We start from the raw sequence: 18,055 nt of genomic DNA on the forward strand, positions 1-18,055 counted from the left end.
TGATCAAGCATTTTTAGCATTTCTTGCCTGCTTGATCTTTTTTAATACCCAAACATACAGATTATTATGCAATGAACATTATTTTTAAATAATGATTATTTTTCGTTACATTTACGTTACGTAAGAATAGCTAAATACCTTTCATATAGTCTCTGTTTAAAGAGTACGGTTATTTTTTTGATATAATTCTAGAACATCCTCTTACAAAACGAATAGCTGAAAATTTATTTATTGGTGGTAATATGTGTCATTTAAAAATGTACCTAAAAATACATTTCCTATTGTTTTTTATAAAAAAACAGCCATCAACCACTGAGTAAATATATATTTAAGTATATAATCTCAATTATTATCAACTGCAGTTATAGTTTCAATTTAATTTAGTAAAAACACATTAAAATGCCAAATAATAATGCACCATTAATCATATTGCAGCGGAGTATTTTATTACTCTTTATTGGTTTTCTTGCTATGTATTTGTTACCAGGAATATATAGTCATAGCCCTTGGAAGCAAGATGAAAATTATAGTTTTGGTATTATTCACACTATGTATGAAACAGGTAAATGGTTAGTTCCCACAAATGCGGGTGAGCCATTTATGGAAAAACCTCCGCTTTATTATTGGGTTGCAACTATTACCTCTCATTTACTTTCAAATCTGATGCCACTTTATGATGCAGCTCGTAGTGCAAGCTTAATTTTTTCGGTTATCAATTTTTCATTTTTTATTCTTTTAGCGCGCCGTTTTTTCCATGCCAAAGACTTCACCGATACCCGTATTTGGGTTGCTTTTGCACTGTATGCCTGCGCTCCCGGCATTATCAGGCATAGCCATGATATGTTTACCGATGTTGCGCTAATGGCAGGGGCGACTATTGGCTTGTACGGGTTATTGGGGCTGATACAACAACAAAAAATGCACATGTCTGCACTTTGGTTATCTCTTGGAACCATCGTCACCATGCTGTCAAAGGGCGTTTTCATCCCAGGTGTTCTCTGGATTTGCCTATTTTTATCGCCAATTTTTCTCGCCCAGTGCCGAACTAAGCAGTTTTGGTTATACAGCTTAACTGCAGGGTTAATTGCCTTTATCGCGATTTTACCTTGGCCTATCCAACTGTACCTTCAACACCCTGATTTGTTTATCGTATGGTTTTGGGAAAATAATATCGGTCGCTTCTTTGGTTTTTCGGTTGAAAAATTAGGGGCAAAAGCCAATTTAACTCGTATCCCAGCAGCGGTTTCCTTATTTGCCTTTCCGTCTGGTTTACTGGCGGTTGCTTATTTTCTAAGGCACCCAGTTAAGCGTTTATTGAATTCTAACGAGTTTCTATTAGCGCTATTTCCTTTATTAGGTATTGTTTTTTTACAGATTTCAGCTTCTGGTCGGGCGTTATATTTACTGCCTTTTATTGCCCCCATTGCCATATTAGGAACCCAGACACTATTTTGTTTCCCAGAAAAGCTCCTCAATAATATTGCCCGCTTTGCAGCTGTTTTATGGTCTGCACTCATTCTTTTTTTATGGGCCTGCTATTTCATCTCTTTGGCTGGCTATCAGCAAGAATGGCTAGCTCCATTTGGTCGCTGGCTCCCCATGAGCTACCAAATGTCATTTTCTCCCGTTGTATTTATCTGTGCTCTGTTGATTACATTGGTATGGTTTTTACGCAATAAAATTATTCCAAACCTTATGCCACCTGCTTTTCAGATGATGAAAAACTGGTTATTAGGCTTATGTGCCGTTTGGGGGATAATTTTAACCTTATTTTTGGGGTGGATAGACTATGCAAAAGGTTTCGAAGGGGTTTTTGTCGATTTAGACCAGCATTTAACTGGCCAATTTACAGAAAATGATTGTATGGCATCTGATAATATTGGTGAATCTGAAGCGCCGATGCTCTACTACTACACTGGGGTATTACATCAACGCCAAGACCGGTTTGAAAAACCGGAACAATGCCGCTGGCTAATTGTACTCTCAAAAACGATTAAACCAGCACCGCAAGGCATGGAATTATTCTGGCACAATCATCGGCCGGATGAATTCCGAGAAAACCTCGTTGTGTATAAAGTTATTGAGTAATTTATTTGCGGTGCTCGCTGACTGAGTAGAGCACCGCAAATGAGCTTATTGGGTAACTTGCTCAACTTTTTGGGCACTGTATTTTTCTCGAGTGAACCATAAAAATACAGTCACAGACAGAACCAATAACACCGGTAAGCCTACAGGTGAGATTGAAGTCGCAATTCCCGCAAGTAGTGGCCCTGATAAATTACCAATTCCCCACAGCATGGCAGCCGCAGCATTAGCAATGATCAACTCGTTCCCTTTGAAATATTGGCCGATTTGCACCAACGCAATAGTATAAATTGCCCCTGCTGTCGCCCCTAAGACAAACAGTAATATCCAAATCAGATAAGGTTGAGTTATAAGGAAAGGCAATAATAGACTGGCTGCAAGTGTGATAATGCCACAGATTCGGTACAATTTTTCTCTATTCATATGGTCTGCTAGCCAGCCAAAAGGAAGTTGCATAATGGCATCCCCAGCAAGAATGGCGCTAATCATTAACGCGGCAACCGCCTCTGTATGCCCCATTCCCATGCCATAAATTGGGAATATCGATAAAATGGTTCCATCAAAAAAGGCAAAAAATAAAATTCCACCACAAATACCCGGTGCAATTTTCACAAATTGAACAATTGAAAAATTAGATTTTTCGGCATTTTCGGCTAAACGATCACCGACTTTTTGGTCCATTAAAATAAATAGCGCCACAGAGATTAAATGGATCAACGTACAAATCAATAAAGGGGATTTATCTTCCACACCATAATAAGCAATAAAGGAAGGCCCGAGTAGCTGGCTTACTGTAAATACAGTGGTGTAAATTGCCAAAATACGGCCCCGTTTATTTTCAGGCGATAATTCGTTAATCCACGTTTCACCCAAGCAAATCAGCACACCACTCGCCAAGCCTGTTACTAACCGTAACGGAAATAATAACCAAAGAGGTAACGTGCTCAATAATGGTAATAAGCTAATGGCAGAAACAATCGTTGCTAATAGCATTGCTTTTCGCTTACCTGACCAACGCACAATACGTTGAACGACAGGTGCAATTAAAAACATGCCTAATGCAGGTGCCGCTGAAATAATGCCAATATACAACTCATTGATACCATAATTATTTAGCCTAAGCGCTACCATTGGAATACTTAGCCCAATAACGATACCAATGACAGCAATACTCATTGTAATGGTAAAAATAGCAAAGGATGGGGAACGACGAAAATGTTGTAAACGCTGATTATCAGAGCTCATGTTGAAATTAATCTGTTTCTTTTTAACAAAACAACAGACTTTAACTCCATAAAATAGATTGTTATTAGAAATAAAAAACCACATCATTATTAGTAAAACCAATAATGTTCGCGATGATTGTAACACGACCTATATATTCTGCTATTTATCTTTATAAAACTATTTTTAATATTCTAAATACTTAAAGGACGAAAAAGTATCGATAAAGCAGAGCAATACCTGATAATAAAATAATAACATTAATAAATTTTAAAAAACTTTCACGTGAAATTTTTAATATTATATGCCGCCCAACCCACGTACCGATTAACATAGCAGGAGAAAAAGCTAAGGCAATCAATAAAATATCCAAATTGAGATACACTCCCATCACCAAAAATATCACCACTCGAGTTAGCGTGCTAAACCCAATTAACGTCATTTGAGTGAGTCGAAAACGTTGTTTATCTTCAATTCGGCTCGATAAATACATGGCATAGATAAAACCACCACTACCAAATAAAGCACTAAAAACACCGCCCACTAAACTAAATGGGACAACCAATGCCTTTGAAAAGGGTAATTTTGATTTTTTAGAAAAGAATGCGTGTAATACATAACCTACAACAAATAACCCAAGTAATAATACGAGTATATCGGGGCGTGTTTTTAATAAAATCGCAGCGCCAACTAAACTCCCTACTATCATTAATGGAATTATCCATTTAATTTCCTGATAATCTGCATTTTTACCATCTTTAAATAAGTTCAAAACTGCGGCGGTTAGATCAATTAGCGCAAGAATTGGAACAATCATATTTAATGGCAAATACATGGCTAACACAGGGGTTGCTATGAGGGCCGAACCAAACCCCGCCATACCAAAAACCAAATAAGCAAAAAGTAGCGTTGAGAAACAAATCGCCATTTCTAATGATAATAATTCAAACGGCATGACCTTAACTCCAGACGTTTTTTAACGTCCTCACTATAGGTTCTTTCAAATACAGAAAATAGTTTTATTTTTGTCGGATTTTAAATTTCAAATCTATATCAAAAAACAAAATAGCCACTTTAAATACAATATACAACTAAGAGTGTATAATTTGCTTCACTGAGTGATACAGAACTAGCACAATAAATTAAAATTCAGGTAAAGACACATTGTGGATAAAAAAATTAATTTAAAAATCGGGCAAAAAATTCGTTTACTTAGGCAAGCAAGAGATCTTTCACTAAACGAGCTATCTCGTCTATCGGGGATCTCGAAAGCGGCTTTATCCAAGTTGGAATCTGGCGATTCAAACCCACGCATTGATACATTAGAGTCGATTGCCATTGCCCTGCGCTTTCCACTAAGCGATCTGTTTACACGGCAACATGAGGCCTATCCCTATTTTCTCAAAGCCACTCCCAATGAAAAAGAGTATTCACAACAGTTTAAGTTTCGCATTAGCATGGGAAATATCTCTGAAATTTGGCAATTAACCATGAAAAGAGGCGCTATCATTAATAGCCCCGCCCATATGAGTGGAACCCACGAACACATTATGGTGAATTCTGGCTCACTCATGTTACGGCTGCATGACGACCAAAATATCGTCTTAGAAGCGGGGGATTTTTATGCTTTCAGTGGTGATTTCCCACATAGTTATCTCTGTATGGAGGGAGAGCTTCAAGCAACCGTCGTCATGACTTACTCTCACCTTAGTGATAGCGTTTAAATTGCGGCATGTTGTGCATCATAACTAATGCGCAACGTCCCCTTTTTAAATTTCATCGACTTAATTGAAAAATGCTGAATGTTATCTAGCGAAGAAACATGTGTTCCACCACAAGGCATTTCTTCAGTTTGGTCGATATAGCTGATCCGCAAATCCCCCTTTTGCTTTATTGCAACGGCTCGCCCACTATGAAGGCTTTGGTTAACAATATCTTCAATGTATTGGCTATCTAGCTCTTCAAAAGGTGTGACATCCCCTTCCATCATGCTAAATTCCACCCGTGATTCATCAGGAAAGTGATGGCCTTTTTGTGCAAGCCAACCAAAGCGACGTAATTCCCAATTCAACAAGTGACCAGCGGTATGTAGCGCCGCATAACGCTGACGTTTTTCCTTATCGACCCTTGCAACCACATTGCTATCTTGGCTCAAAATGACATTTTCTGGTAAGTATGCCACAATTAAACCACTTGAGTGTTTCTTAATGCGAACAGCGATATCATTCACCCAAGCAGTATCCATGGGTTGTCCACCACCCTGTGGGTGGAAAATATTATCTTTTAAAGCAACCCAATAACCCTCATCATCTCCTCCTTGCGCCAGTAAGGAAGTTTCGATTTCATACTGATAAGTGTTCGATAAATAGATGTTATTTTGCATAGATTCATACCTGTTTGTTATTCAATTTACCAAATAGAAACCCACAATACATTCGAAAAATTATTGTTCAGCAACTGAATTTATACCATCATCGTTCTCTTTAGGAAACCCCATTTATCACTATGATTAAATATCAAACAAAAATAGCCCACACAGTTGAATGGGCTATTCGGTCATAAAACTTAATCTCAGAATTACTGTAAATAATTTTGCATTGTTTCGAAAAGACTCAAATCATCACTAAAGCGTACTTCTCGAACATCTTCTAGTTTTTCAACTTGGTTAATCATTTGCGACAAGCGCTCATCTTTTTGTACTAATAGCCATATACGGCTTTCATCTTTATCTTTAATCGGCATACAGAGAATGCCATCAACGTTAAATGCTCTACGGGCAAATAAACCACAAATATGTGACATTACACCTGGGTGGTTACGAACAATTAGCTCTAAAGCAATCGGATGATGTTCAAATACCATAATTACGCTCCAATCATATCAATGTTAGCTGCACCCGGTGGAACCATTGGATATACCTTCTGATTAACATCAATCAAGGCATGGATCAAACATGGACCTTTGGTATTCATTATCGCTTCTAACGCCATTTCAGGGTCTGCTTCATTATTTAAATCGCAAGTTTGCAAACCAAACCCTGCCGCAATTTTGATAAAGTCAGTTTGGTACGGATAAGCTGCAGCAAATATGCGGTTTTCAAAAAATAAATCTTGTTGTTGATGAACCATTCCTAATGCTTGGTTATTCATTAAAATGATTTTGATATTTAACTGATGTTCCGCTGCGGTTGCCAGTTCTTGAATATTCATCATCAAACTGCCATCACCAGAGAAGCACACTATCGTTTTTTCAGGTTTTGCTAACGCCGCGCCTATCGCAGCAGGCAGACCAAACCCCATGGTACCTAACCCGCCTGATGTCAGCCATTGACGTGGACGAGACAGAGGATAAGCTTGAGCTGCCCACATTTGGTGCTGACCAACATCCGTTGTCACAATGGCATCTTCACCTGCTGCACGTGCTGTAGACAGAACTAAGCCATAGTGATTCAGCGGGTTATCCGCATCACTGAAATTCAGTGGGTATTTCTCTTTTAATTGATTGACTTGCGCCATCCAATCAGTGCGCTCATTACGTTCAACCAAAGGCAATAACAATTCCAATATTTGTCCTGCATCTGCATGAATAGCGATATCTGGACGCTTAATTTTGCTGATTTCTGCTTTATCAATATCCACATGGATGATTTTCGCGTTAGGGCAAAATTTCTCAGCTTTACCTATCGCCCTATCATCAAAGCGAGCACCAATAACAATCAATAGATCCGATTCTTCCATTATCATGTTAGTACTCGCCGCAGCGTGCATACCTAACATACCTAAATATAACGGGTGTCTCATCGGGATAGTACCAAGTGCCATTAAGGTCATGGTGGTTGGCAATGAGGCTTTTTCCGCAAAGGCGATTGCGGTTTCTGTGGAATCGGAACTAATCACCCCACCACCAAAATACAAGACTGGACGTTTCGCGTTATTAATCATTTCAGCCGCTTGCAGAACTTTTTCCATGTCAAAAGCAGGCGCTTTATCTTTCGGTAATACTTCTGGTATTTCAGTTAGTTCAATTGTGGCAGTTTGAACATCTTTTGGAATATCAATCCAAACAGGTCCAGGGCGGCCTGACTCTGCAATACGAAAAGCATCACAAATCACTTGTGGCAATTCATTGATATTACGAACCAAATAATTATGTTTCGTTACTGGAATCGAAATGCCATAGGTATCAACCTCTTGGAAAGCATCTGTGCCAATCATTGACGAAGAAACTTGAGCCGTAATGCAAACCAACGGGATAGAATCCAGTTTTGCATCGGCAATAGCCGTCACTAAGTTTGTTGCCCCAGGTCCACTTGAAGAGATACAAACCGCAGCTTTCCCTGTGGTACGCGCAATTCCCTGAGCAATAAAACCTGCACCTTGCTCATGGCGAGCCAGTATGTGACGGATTTTTTGGCTTTGGCCTAATGCATCATAAAAAGGCAAAGCCGCTCCCCCTGGAATGCCAGAAACGATGGTAATACCGTGTTTTTCCAGTAAATGTACGATTAATTCTGCGCCCGTAAAGCGGGTTTTATGTGGTGTTGTGGTGCCCGATTCGCTCATCATAATTATCCTTTGCTAGCCTGCGGACTTGAGCGAGAAGTGATAAAAAACCCCGCTCGGTTTGCGCCGGCGGGGTTTCTAAATCTGCGTTGATTTGTACCCGTTACGGCGCTAAGCCCACGACCACCACCACACGCACGACCACCGCGGCACGTGGCGCGGTTAGTAGTAGGTTTGAGTGATTAATAGTCATGTTCACGGGTTCTTCCTGTTTAGTCTGTCTAATTTATTTGATTATTGTTTTTCAATTTCTTTTCTTAAGAAAACATAAATTTCCCAGCATGACAATCATTTTTTCTTGTTTTATTCCAAAGGAATGGTAATTGCGACATTCATCACACTCCACTCACTCAGAGATATTATCTAGCAAAATAAAAAAATATAGAATTAATCACCATTCAAAATCCCAAAAAAACCTTGACTTAAAGTTAACTTCAAGTTGTATCCTTTGCTCCAACGCAAGGGATTTCGCCCTTGATGGAAACATTAGCTAATTTATTTTTAATTAATAAACAGAGGGATATATGCCAAAATCCATTTGGTGGTTAACCATAACACTTGCATTATTTATCTTCAAAAATGCGATTATTCTTTCTGTGGTTGGTGGTTATTGGGACTGCGGTTAATGGAGAAAAATACATTATTTTCTGCGGTATCATATGATTAATATAATCAGCACTACTAACTTATTACCACATACCTATGAAGCTCATAAAAGGGCTAAAGTGCAAGCAATGAGTGATCCACTACGATTTTGATGAGTTTTTTTCATGTTACGGAAATTTATCCCAAGCCATCAATGATAACTTTTGCCATTATACCGTTATTTTATACTCGAGAGTATAATCGTTACCTATATTGTCAGCCATTAACCCTATAAATATATTTTCTTAAGATAAACTCCACTGGCTATAAACTAATTTAAAATCGGTATTTTGTCTATTTTGCCAATTAACAAACTGTATTCAACTTTGTTTACTATTTATTTATTGGCTATTGACTGAATGAGGGATAAGATTAAAAAGTAACTAATAGGAAGATATTATGTATAAAGAAATCCCTGTTCCCTGTAATGGGAAATACACAGAATTTCAATCTACAGTTGTTAATGAAATATTAGTTTGGATTGAAATGAACTTAACCAGTCGTCTATTACTTGATGATATCGCACTAAAATCAGGATATACAAAATGGCATTTACAAAGAGTATTTAGAAAAGTCGTTGGTATGCCTTTAGGTGAATATATTCGCCGAAGGAGGATCTGTGAAGCCGCTAAAGACCTATGCTCCACTGAACTCCAGGTTATTGATATTGCATTAAAATACCAATTTGACTCCCAGCAATCTTTTGCGAAGCGATTTAGAGCTTATTTAGGTACATCACCATCAATCTACCGACTGTCCGGTGAAAGTCAAAATGACCCATTACTACTGGAACCTAAAGTAGCTTAATACGCTATTATGAAAATAAAATTTACATTCTCTTTTTTAATAACACGACCAATACAAAGCTCCATGTAAGTTAATTACAGGAGCTTTTTTATTTTCCATTCATTTAAGAAATTCTTAATTTAAAATTAATAAACCCTTAAGGTTTTAGTTTTATATTTAGTTTACCATATTAATAAAAATAGTTTTCTGGACATATACTTGTAACATTTTTCTTTATTTTTTCACTCTAATGAATAAACAAATTAGAACAGTAGTTTACGTAAAGTAAGAAAAAACCGATAAGCTAATCCTAATATTATCAACTTTCTGAGCAGGTACTCAGGGAGTATTTGTCCCAAGAGTAAAGATAGAATCTTGACACTTTCATTAACAGCACTTTTTCAACTCAGACTGCTCCCTCAAAATCAAATAGGTAAGTATTCGAAGGCGGGCTGTTTTTAACAAACATTGAATCACATTCTAGTAAGGTCCCGACGAAAAAATTCATTTCCCACTATTACCATCAACTCTATGTTAAACCTTAGTATTTTTACTCAACTAACTGTGGAGCCACAATCAGGCTACTATACTGCGATGACTTCCTGAACCAGAGTTTATTTATTCATACTTATGAATAAATTCCTCTATTCCTTATTCTTAACTTGATAACGTACCGGACGATTGAGCTTCTTCACCACACCATCATCAACAGCACGTTTCAACCATTCAGTTAACTGGGTCTTATGAAGCTGTGTAATTTCAACCAGTTCATCAAAGGCAACTGCCTCTTCAGCAAAACGCTGAAGCTCAGAGGTAAACACCTGATAAAAATCGACAGCTCCTGCTGGCACAGCCTCATTTTCGGTAATCTGCTCTGAAATAGCCTCAATATTTTCCTGATTTTTAGCGGCTACCTCATTCTCTGACTCGGTAGGGTCTTCTTCAAGTTCAGATTGTGGCTTAAGATTAGACTCAGGCTCAGAAAATAATTCCGACTGCGCTGGCATGGAAAATAGATCACCCATCTGCCCATCTAGCTGACTCTCGCAGCCACCTTCATTACTCATTAAATTGGAAATAGTGAAGGCTTGAGAGTCTGCCTCCAGCCAACGGCCACCTTTGGCAACCAAATCGGCATTCGCGGCATCTTTATCAGTCGTTTGTTTAACCCACAGCGGCACCCATGCTTTTTTCAGATTTTCTTCTGCACCGTTTAGTGTACCGCCTTTTTTGCCCGAGTGAATCACCAGAGAGCTATCCGCAAGGCAATAGATATATTTGTTGCGAGCCATCGCGTTACCTACACTGAATCCTGCCTCAGGGTAGAAAGGAGATACCAATACAGTATGACCATCCATTACCCCTTTTCGCCACTTGCTGCTGGTTGATGCTTTTAGCAAGCTATCAGCCATAATACCGATCACCACTCCACCTTGTTTGATGGCACCCTGCATTGCCGTTTCGTCGACCCCCCGTGCACCACCAGAAACAATAGCTATGCCCTCTGTTGCTGCTTTCGCTCCTACCTGTTCAGTAAAGGCCAGATCAGACTCGCTGGCATTGCGAGAGCCAATAACCGCTAAGCCGCCTGCATTTAACAAGGATTTATTACCGCAGCCAAATAACACCGGCGGACAATCGGTTTTCAACCGTTGTTTTAGGCGTTTTGGATATTCTGGATCTGAGCGAGTCACAACCCAGAGACCAGCCCGTTGCCATTTTTCCATGGCCAATGCGAGGCTATGGCCACGACTTAATAATTCAATGATCCTCTCTATACTGACACGCGCATCATGCCAACCATGCAGCAATGTTTTCGGATCAGTCATCAACAAGTCGGCGGGTGTGGTGGACTTTTCTTTTAGCCATAAGGCAAAGCGCCCCCACTCCGTATTAGTCAGTGGCTTAGCAGCTTCGCTACTGGTTTTCGAAAAATAACTGGTCAACAGTAAGGTCGCTTGTGCCGTGGGTGACAATAGAGTGGATTCAATCATGAGTCTTTCACCGAAGATGAAGCGAGTGCCACAGGATAAACCACCCCGCTGCCTGCTTGCTGTAAGAGTGCCGCAATGACCGTCAGCGTCCAGCCGGAATCGACTACGTCATCCACTAGCAAAACTGGCTGTCCCTGATGACATTGAGCCACAGCAAACGCTCCATCCAGATTGCGACATTGATGGAAACGGTTCTGCTGGCCTTTTTGCGGCTGGTTGTTTTTAACTTTGCTAACTGCATCCACGAACGGTAGCCCCAATCGTGCAGCCAAACGACAAGCAAAATCCGGTACCAGTTCAGGATGATTACGCGATGGCACGCAGCACACCCACTGTGGTGCAGGATCCGGCTGCCAGCGCTGAAGAAACATTTCCGCCATAGCTTCAACCAACTCATCGCTGAAACGCCCGGCATGCTTGTTGTCAGCAACCGTACTACCCCAGCCAGCATCCCCCCAGCGGGATAAAACACGGCCTTCTTGTGCGCGAAGTTGCTGGGGTAGATTACCATGAAAATCGTAATCCAGAAAGGAATTGGCCGCCACTTGTGCTTTAGGGGTAATCACCATTTCCGCGTGCTTAAGGAAGGTACCTGCACGATGCACCAAAGCAGGATCAATCGGAGTATTGATGACGGCCTGCCCTAGGCAAGATGAACATTTATTGCAAGGCGTAGGATCGAGATCATCCAGCGCCCGGCGCAGAAAAGTCATTTTGCAGCCAGTATCATTCAAATATGCCTGAACCTCTTGCCATTCGTTCTCCCGCTGCCCGGTTAAGTGAGTAATTCGGGCATGATCCATTTGGTAACGAACCGGTGTTCTAACCCAACGACTTCCGTCTTTAATGACAGGTGCAGGGTTTTCCACGCTCAGCAGCTTTAATACTTTTTCAATCTGGCCATGCCGAAGGTTGGTTTGCTCCTCAATGCTACGGATCGACATACCATCGTTCTGCTCTAGAACTGACAAGATCTCATTAACATGCTCCTCTGAAGGAAAAGCCGAGTCGCGGAAAAATTCATGAATATCCTGATCTTCAACACCGGACATCAACACCCCTACAGCATAATCAATACCACGACCGGCGCGCCCTACCTGCTGATAATAGGCAACAATAGAGCCCGGCGCTTGATAGTGAATAACAAAACTTAAATCCGGTTTGTCGTAGCCCATCCCCAAGGCTGTGGTAGCTACTAATACCTTTAACCGGTTATTGAGCAGCAGTTCTTCCAGATGCTGTCGATATAAGTTGCTATTTTCAAAACCATCTGCTTTAACGCTACCGTGATAAGCTCTGGCGTCTATGCCATTATCACTTAACCATTCAGCTACCTGTTCGGCATCCCGTACTGTTAAGGTGTAAACGATACCTGTGCTCGGTAATGTAGGTATCACCTGCGCCAACCAAGCCAATCGAGAAGCCTGATCGGGCAATATCATAGTCTGCAATGCAAGGCTTTCTCGGATCAACTGGCCTCGATGGATTTGAATAGTTCCAAGCTGAGTTTGAATATCCTCAACTACACGGTTATTAGCTGTTGCTGTAGTCCCCAGTACCGGCGTATTGGCAGGCAACTGGCGAAGAATATTCACGATTCGACGGTAATCGGGGCGAAAGTCATGACCCCAGTCCGAAATACAATGCGCTTCATCAATCACCATCAGAGCGATACGATCGGCAATGGGTTGTAACACGGTTTGGATAAAGTTGTCGTTGGCCAAGCGCTCAGGGGAAATCAACAAACAATCGATTTGATTATTCAGAACCCGCTGGGTCACCGCCTGCCAATCGTTTTGATTGCTTGAGTTCATGGTCTCGGCGACAATACCCAAACGCTGCGCCGATTCGATCTGGTTACGCATCAAAGCTAACAAAGGCGAAACAATAATAGTCGGTCCCATCCCCCGATCACGGAATATTTTGGTGCTAATAAAATAAACCGAACTTTTACCCCAACCGGTGCGCTGCACCACTAACAGCTTTTGACGATGATTCACCAATGCATCAATAGCTTCCCATTGGCCATCGCGGAATTCGGCGGCAGGATTAGCTAAGGCAGCTTTTAGTAATTGTTGGGCTTGGGCTCGATTCATGATCACTCCTTGATTTACATGGTTAGCTCGCTACTCATAACATCAGTTTGAGTAGTAGCTGGTCACGGGCTTTAGGGCATCAGCAGATTTTCACAGGCGTTTTTCAATTGCTTCGATGTTTTCCAGTTATGCCATCGGGCCGAATTCCTAGTTGTCGTCTGAACTACTGTCTGTTGATTTAATGGCTTCACTCACACTTGCACGGTTGTGCTGAGCGGCGATGTATTGCTCCAGCTCGCTTTGTTTAAATCGCCAGGAGTTACCCACTTTAAAGCCTGGTAGTTCACCACTTGCGGCCAAACGGTATATGGTCCGTTCATTCACCTTGAGGTAATCGGCCATGTCTTTTATAGTCAATATGGGGTCACTCATGACGAGATTTTTCACCAATGTCGAAAAAATACCAAAATGTCAATATATAGGATCTGGGAGGGAGATCAAGTAAGAAAAGCTTTCAGACTTATTGATTACCAAACATTCGTTGGTAGTCTACCTTATAGTTAGCAGGTATGTTTTTGACCAATCCATTGACTATGTAACGGACGTTGTGACTGGTAAAATCCACTTCGATACTACTGGAAACATATTCGGACTATTAAAACCAGAAATGTACCATTGACATAATTTTCAAAATACCGATGAACTAACTGAAAAATTGACGAATATATAGAGTATTACAATACCAAATGGGCCAACGCCAAACTAAAAAGCCTGACTCCGATTGAATATCGAAATCAGGCCTTACAAGCCGCACTGTAAACTTTTATCTCAAATCTTTGTTATATTTAATTTAAATGATCAAACTTAACAAAAATAGGTCTCAGATAACCGTCAGAACGGAATATCGTCATCGAAATCCATTGGTGGTTCATTAGTTTGTGGAGCAGGCGCTGATGAACGTGCTGCAGGGGCTCCGCCGCCACTAAATTGCTGTGCTGCTTGTGGCTGCTGAGGTTGACCCCAACCACCTTGGCCACCCTGACCTTGTGAAGATGCATCACCACCACGGCCACCTAACATTTGCATTGAGCCACCGATATTCACAACAACTTCTGTCGTATAACGGTCTTGACCACTTTGGTCTTGCCATTTACGTGTTTGCAGAGAACCTTCGATATAGACTTGTGAACCTTTCTTCAGGTATTCACCAGCGACTTCAGCAAGTTTGCCAAAAATAACCACGCGGTGCCATTCGGTTTTTTCACGCATCTCGCCGGTTTGCTTGTCACGCCAACTTTCAGAAGTTGCCAGAGTCAGGTTTGCCACAGCTCCGCCGTTAGGCATATAACGGATTTCTGGATCTTGTCCTAGGTTACCGATAAGAATTACTTTATTTACGCCTCTGCTGGCCATTTATTACTCCTGATGCATTGAATTTTAATCTCTGGATTAGCCGTGAAGTTTACCACGACAGAGCTGATTTGCACCAATAATTGAAATTGAGCTTGTTAATTTGCGAAACGCTTTCCAGCTTTTAGTGAAATTTCATAGTGCTTTTGTCAGTATAGACACAAAATAATGCACACCGCATCTATCTTTTCGATAAATTCAGATCGCTGTTTTTCTGTTTTTTTGTTTCACCATTAAAATCTTACTCTAAATAGTTCAAACAGTGGCTAGGCGGCAAGCGAAGATATCGTAGGGAGCATACAAAAGTATGTGACTTGCGTAACTGAGAGCAGCCAACAACGCCACGGTTTGAAATATGACGAATAGGAAATACTGTATATCCATTCAGCCATAAATATGTGATAATAGTCTCTTGCGATTGTTCAATATCAAATCATCCGGGAAGTGGTAAATGGATAATATCGAAGTCCGCGGCGCACGCACGCATAATCTGAAAAACATCAATCTCATCATCCCTCGCGACAAACTCATTGTTATTACTGGGTTATCTGGTTCAGGGAAGTCATCTTTAGCTTTTGATACCCTGTATGCAGAGGGTCAGCGCCGTTATGTTGAATCTTTATCTGCTTATGCTCGCCAGTTTCTTTCTTTAATGGAGAAACCGGATGTCGACCATATTGAAGGGTTATCCCCTGCAATTTCAATTGAACAAAAATCCACTTCACATAACCCACGTTCGACAGTCGGAACCATCACAGAAATTCATGACTATCTGCGGTTATTATTTGCACGTGTTGGTGAACCTCGCTGCCCTGATCACGACATACCTCTTGCGGCTCAAACTGTTAGCCAGATGGTCGATAATGTTCTGGCTCAGCCCACCGATCGCCGAATGATGCTACTTGCGCCTGTCGTTAAAGAACGTAAAGGGGAGCACGTTAAGTTACTCGATAACTTAGCCAGCCAAGGCTATATCCGTGCCCGAATTGATGGGGAAGTTTGCGATCTATCCGACCCGCCAAAGCTCGAATTACAGAAAAAACATACGATTGAAGTGATTGTCGATCGTTTTAAAATTCGTGATGATATCGCTCAGCGTTTAGCTGAATCCTTTGAAACTGCATTAGAACTGTCTGGCGGTACCGCAATTGTTGCAGATATGGATGACGCCAATGCAGAAGAACTGGTTTTTTCTGCCAATTTTGCCTGTTCCGTTTGCGGCTACAGCATGGTGGAACTTGAACCTCGCCTATTTTCTTTTAACAACCCTGCAGGCGCCTGTCCGAGCTGTGATGGCTTAGGTGTTCAGCAGTTTTTTGACCCCGAAAGAGTCATTCAAAATACTGAAATCTCACTCGCGGGTGGTGCAATTCGGGGTTGGGATCGCCGTAATTTTTACTATTTTCAGATGCTGATGTCATTAGCTGAGCATTATAAATTTGATGTGGAAGCGCCTTACGACACCTTAAGCCCTGCTATTCAAAAAATTATTTTATACGGCTCAGGCAAAGAAGCGATTGAGTTTAAATACCGTAATGATCGTGGTGACATCACCGTGCGCCGACACCCTTTTGAAGGCGTGCTCAATAATATGGAACGCCGTTATAAAGAAACAGAATCAACGGCTGTCCGTGAAGAATTAGCGAAATATATCAGCAACCGCCCATGTGTTTCTTGCCATGGGACTCGCTTACGTAAAGAAGCGCGCTTTGTATTTGTTGAAAATACGACATTGCCTGAAATCGCAGATTACAGCATTGGCCACGCAATGGAATTTTTCCAGAACCTAAAACTCACAGGTCAGCGCGCTCAAATCGCAGAAAAAGTTTTAAAAGAAATTGGCGATCGCCTGAAATTTCTCGTCAATGTTGGGCTTAATTATCTGACACTTTCACGTTCTGCTGACACCTTGTCTGGTGGTGAAGCACAACGCATTCGTTTAGCCAGCCAAATTGGTGCTGGTTTAGTGGGAGTGATGTATGTTCTTGACGAACCTTCAATTGGCTTACACCAACGGGATAATGACCGCTTACTTGAAACATTAATCCATCTTCGTGATCTAGGAAATACCGTGATCGTCGTTGAACATGACGAAGACGCGATCCGCGCCGCAGACCATGTCATTGATATCGGACCCGGTGCTGGGGTACATGGCGGGCAGATTGTTGCCCAAGGAACACTGGAAGATATTGTCGCAAACCCAGATTCACTCACTGGTAAATTTTTAAGCGGTGAGCGCAGAATTGATATCCCGCAAAAACGCGTTCCAATTAATAAAGATAAAATGCTGACGGTATTTGGAGCCAAAGGCAACAATCTAAAAAATGTGACGCTAAAAGTTCCTGTGGGCTTATTTACTTGTATTACTGGTGTATCAGGTTCCGGTAAATCAACGCTCATCAATGACACTCTATTCCCTATTGCTCAACGCCAATTAAATGGGGCGACCACCATCACCCCTGCCCCTTATTTGGATGTAGAAGGCTTAGAGCACTTTGACAAAGTCATTGATATTGACCAGAGCCCAATAGGCCGTACACCACGTTCCAACCCTGCTACCTATACCGGTGTGTTTACACCTGTTCGTGAATTATTTGCCGGTGTGCCTGAGTCTCGAACTCGTGGTTATAACCCTGGGCGCTTTAGCTTTAACGTTAAAGGCGGGCGATGTGAAGCTTGCCAAGGTGATGGCGTTATCAAAGTTGAAATGCACTTCTTACCTGATGTGTATGTCCCTTGTGACCAATGTAAAGGCAAACGCTATAACCGCGAAACACTAGAAATTAAATATAAAGGTAAAAATATCCATGAAGTGCTGGATATGACCATTGAAGAGTCTCGTGAATTTTTTGATGCCGTACCCGCCCTTGCCCGTAAGTTACAAACGCTGATGGACGTTGGTTTATCCTATATCCGCCTCGGCCAATCAGCGACGACGCTCTCTGGTGGTGAAGCACAGCGTGTGAAATTAGCTAAAGAGTTATCTAAACGCGGAACAGGACAAACTATCTATATTTTGGATGAACCAACAACTGGCCTACACTTTGCGGATATTCAACAGCTGTTAGTGGTTCTGCATCAGCTACGTGACCAAGGCAATACTATCGTGGTCATTGAACATAACCTTGATGTAATTAAAACGGCAGACTGGATTGTTGATTTAGGCCCTGAAGGCGGTAGCGGTGGCGGTGAAATTTTAATTGCCGGCACGCCAGAAGAAGTGGCTGAATGTAAAAAATCCCATACCGCTAGGTTCTTAAAACCGATTTTAGAACGCGGCTACTAAGTAGAAAGGCCATTAAAAAATAAATAA

The 18,055-nt window shown here is 41.3% G+C and carries 15 protein-coding genes; 5 read left to right on the forward strand and 10 right to left on the reverse strand.

All coding sequences use genetic code 11. From position 1 onward, the window contains the following. Window positions 1-399: 399 nt before the first annotated feature. Window positions 400-2,088, forward strand: a complete 1,689-nt coding sequence (locus PSF42_RS09995) for an ArnT family glycosyltransferase (protein WP_272679942.1) — start codon at window positions 400-402, stop codon at window positions 2,086-2,088. 45 nt (window positions 2,089-2,133) lie between these two features. Here PSF42_RS09995 and PSF42_RS10000 read toward each other — a convergent pair whose 3' ends face one another. Together PSF42_RS10000 and PSF42_RS10005 are read right to left on the reverse strand one after the other, a co-directional pair. Then, window positions 2,134-3,417, reverse strand: coding sequence for an MFS transporter (locus tag PSF42_RS10000; RefSeq protein ID WP_336313767.1), 1,284 nt, complete (start codon window positions 3,415-3,417; stop codon window positions 2,134-2,136). A gap of 94 nt (window positions 3,418-3,511) precedes the next feature. Further along, on the reverse strand, window positions 3,512-4,264 hold the full coding sequence (locus PSF42_RS10005) for a sulfite exporter TauE/SafE family protein (RefSeq protein ID WP_272679944.1): 753 nt from the start codon (window positions 4,262-4,264) through the stop codon (window positions 3,512-3,514). Window positions 4,265-4,475: 211 nt separating this feature from the next. Here PSF42_RS10005 and PSF42_RS10010 point away from each other — a divergent pair, with 211 nt between their 5' ends. Next, window positions 4,476-5,033, forward strand: coding sequence for a helix-turn-helix domain-containing protein (locus PSF42_RS10010; RefSeq protein WP_102139098.1), 558 nt, complete (start codon window positions 4,476-4,478; stop codon window positions 5,031-5,033). Here the strand turns inward: PSF42_RS10010 and PSF42_RS10015 are convergent. The 4 genes from PSF42_RS10015 to ivbL all read right to left on the reverse strand — a co-directional run bounded on the left by PSF42_RS10015 (window position 5,030) and on the right by ivbL (window position 8,064). After that, the gene (locus tag PSF42_RS10015; protein WP_213913986.1) at window positions 5,030-5,692 is read right to left on the reverse strand and encodes a hypothetical protein; all 663 of its coding nucleotides are present in this window, start codon (window positions 5,690-5,692) and stop codon (window positions 5,030-5,032) included. The genes PSF42_RS10010 and PSF42_RS10015 overlap by 4 nt on opposite strands. 194 nt (window positions 5,693-5,886) lie before the next feature. After that, entirely contained in the window at window positions 5,887-6,171 is a 285-nt protein-coding gene (gene ilvN, locus PSF42_RS10020) for an acetolactate synthase small subunit (protein WP_125892816.1), read from the reverse strand. Window positions 6,172-6,173: 2 nt separating this feature from the next. Then, window positions 6,174-7,871, reverse strand: a complete 1,698-nt coding sequence (gene ilvB / locus PSF42_RS10025; protein WP_272679988.1) for an acetolactate synthase large subunit — start codon at window positions 7,869-7,871, stop codon at window positions 6,174-6,176. Between the two features lie 103 nt (window positions 7,872-7,974). Continuing rightward, window positions 7,975-8,064, reverse strand: a complete 90-nt coding sequence (gene ivbL, locus PSF42_RS10030) for an ilvB operon leader peptide IvbL (RefSeq protein WP_413776238.1) — start codon at window positions 8,062-8,064, stop codon at window positions 7,975-7,977. 851 nt (window positions 8,065-8,915) lie between these two features. On the opposite strand from ivbL, the gene PSF42_RS10035 reads away from it, so the two are divergent. Next, window positions 8,916-9,323 (forward strand): helix-turn-helix domain-containing protein, encoded by a 408-nt coding sequence (locus PSF42_RS10035; protein ID WP_102139104.1) that lies wholly within the window; start codon window positions 8,916-8,918, stop codon window positions 9,321-9,323. A 623-nt stretch (window positions 9,324-9,946) separates the two neighbouring features. Here PSF42_RS10035 and PSF42_RS10040 read toward each other — a convergent pair. The 3 genes from PSF42_RS10040 to PSF42_RS10050 form a co-directional block, all read right to left on the reverse strand. Continuing rightward, on the reverse strand, window positions 9,947-11,296 hold the full coding sequence (locus PSF42_RS10040) for a DNA-processing protein DprA (protein WP_272679945.1): 1,350 nt from the start codon (window positions 11,294-11,296) through the stop codon (window positions 9,947-9,949). Beyond that, on the reverse strand, window positions 11,293-13,392 hold the full coding sequence (locus PSF42_RS10045; protein ID WP_272679946.1) for a RecQ family ATP-dependent DNA helicase: 2,100 nt from the start codon (window positions 13,390-13,392) through the stop codon (window positions 11,293-11,295). Before PSF42_RS10045 ends, PSF42_RS10040 begins: the two co-directional genes overlap by 4 nt. Window positions 13,393-13,539: 147 nt before the next feature. Continuing rightward, window positions 13,540-13,764 carry a helix-turn-helix domain-containing protein gene (locus tag PSF42_RS10050; protein WP_125892827.1) on the reverse strand — a complete coding sequence of 75 codons (225 nt, stop codon included), beginning with the start codon at window positions 13,762-13,764 and terminating at the stop codon, window positions 13,540-13,542. A gap of 282 nt (window positions 13,765-14,046) precedes the next feature. Between PSF42_RS10050 and PSF42_RS10055 the strand changes: the two genes are divergently transcribed. Further along, complete coding sequence (locus tag PSF42_RS10055) at window positions 14,047-14,151, forward strand: IS3 family transposase (RefSeq protein ID WP_125892974.1); 105 nt, start codon at window positions 14,047-14,049, stop codon at window positions 14,149-14,151. A 72-nt stretch (window positions 14,152-14,223) separates the two neighbouring features. Here the strand turns inward: PSF42_RS10055 and PSF42_RS10060 are convergent, their stop codons facing one another. Beyond that, a complete protein-coding gene (locus PSF42_RS10060) occupies window positions 14,224-14,745 on the reverse strand; it encodes a single-stranded DNA-binding protein (protein ID WP_125892829.1) in 522 nt (173 codons plus the stop codon). A 448-nt stretch (window positions 14,746-15,193) separates the two neighbouring features. Between PSF42_RS10060 and uvrA the strand changes: the two genes are divergently transcribed. Further along, a complete protein-coding gene (gene uvrA / locus PSF42_RS10065; protein WP_125892831.1) occupies window positions 15,194-18,028 on the forward strand; it encodes an excinuclease ABC subunit UvrA in 2,835 nt (944 codons plus the stop codon). Window positions 18,029-18,055 lie beyond the last annotated feature (27 nt).

Source organism: Providencia sp. PROV032 (assembly GCF_028484875.1).
Lineage (GTDB): Bacteria > Pseudomonadota > Gammaproteobacteria > Enterobacterales > Enterobacteriaceae > Providencia > Providencia rettgeri_E.

Bases quoted from the DNA above. Each gene is read 5' to 3' on its own strand.
- PSF42_RS10005 (WP_272679944.1), bottom strand. From the start codon at position 4,264: ATGCCGTTTGAATTATTATCATTAGAAATGGCGATTTGTTTCTCAACG.
- PSF42_RS09995 (WP_272679942.1), top strand. From the start codon at position 400: ATGCCAAATAATAATGCACCATTAATCATATTGCAGCGGAGTATTTTA.
- uvrA (WP_125892831.1), top strand. From the start codon at position 15,194: ATGGATAATATCGAAGTCCGCGGCGCACGCACGCATAATCTGAAAAAC.
- PSF42_RS10040 (WP_272679945.1), bottom strand. From the start codon at position 11,296: ATGATTGAATCCACTCTATTGTCACCCACGGCACAAGCGACCTTACTG.
- ivbL (WP_413776238.1), bottom strand. From the start codon at position 8,064: ATGACTATTAATCACTCAAACCTACTACTAACCGCGCCACGTGCCGCG.
- PSF42_RS10000 (WP_336313767.1), bottom strand. From the start codon at position 3,417: ATGATGTGGTTTTTTATTTCTAATAACAATCTATTTTATGGAGTTAAA.
- PSF42_RS10015 (WP_213913986.1), bottom strand. From the start codon at position 5,692: ATGCAAAATAACATCTATTTATCGAACACTTATCAGTATGAAATCGAA.
- ilvN (WP_125892816.1), bottom strand. From the start codon at position 6,171: ATGGTATTTGAACATCATCCGATTGCTTTAGAGCTAATTGTTCGTAAC.
- ilvB (WP_272679988.1), bottom strand. From the start codon at position 7,871: ATGAGCGAATCGGGCACCACAACACCACATAAAACCCGCTTTACGGGC.
- PSF42_RS10060 (WP_125892829.1), bottom strand. From the start codon at position 14,745: ATGGCCAGCAGAGGCGTAAATAAAGTAATTCTTATCGGTAACCTAGGA.
- PSF42_RS10050 (WP_125892827.1), bottom strand. From the start codon at position 13,764: ATGAGTGACCCCATATTGACTATAAAAGACATGGCCGATTACCTCAAG.
- PSF42_RS10045 (WP_272679946.1), bottom strand. From the start codon at position 13,392: ATGAATCGAGCCCAAGCCCAACAATTACTAAAAGCTGCCTTAGCTAAT.
- PSF42_RS10035 (WP_102139104.1), top strand. From the start codon at position 8,916: ATGTATAAAGAAATCCCTGTTCCCTGTAATGGGAAATACACAGAATTT.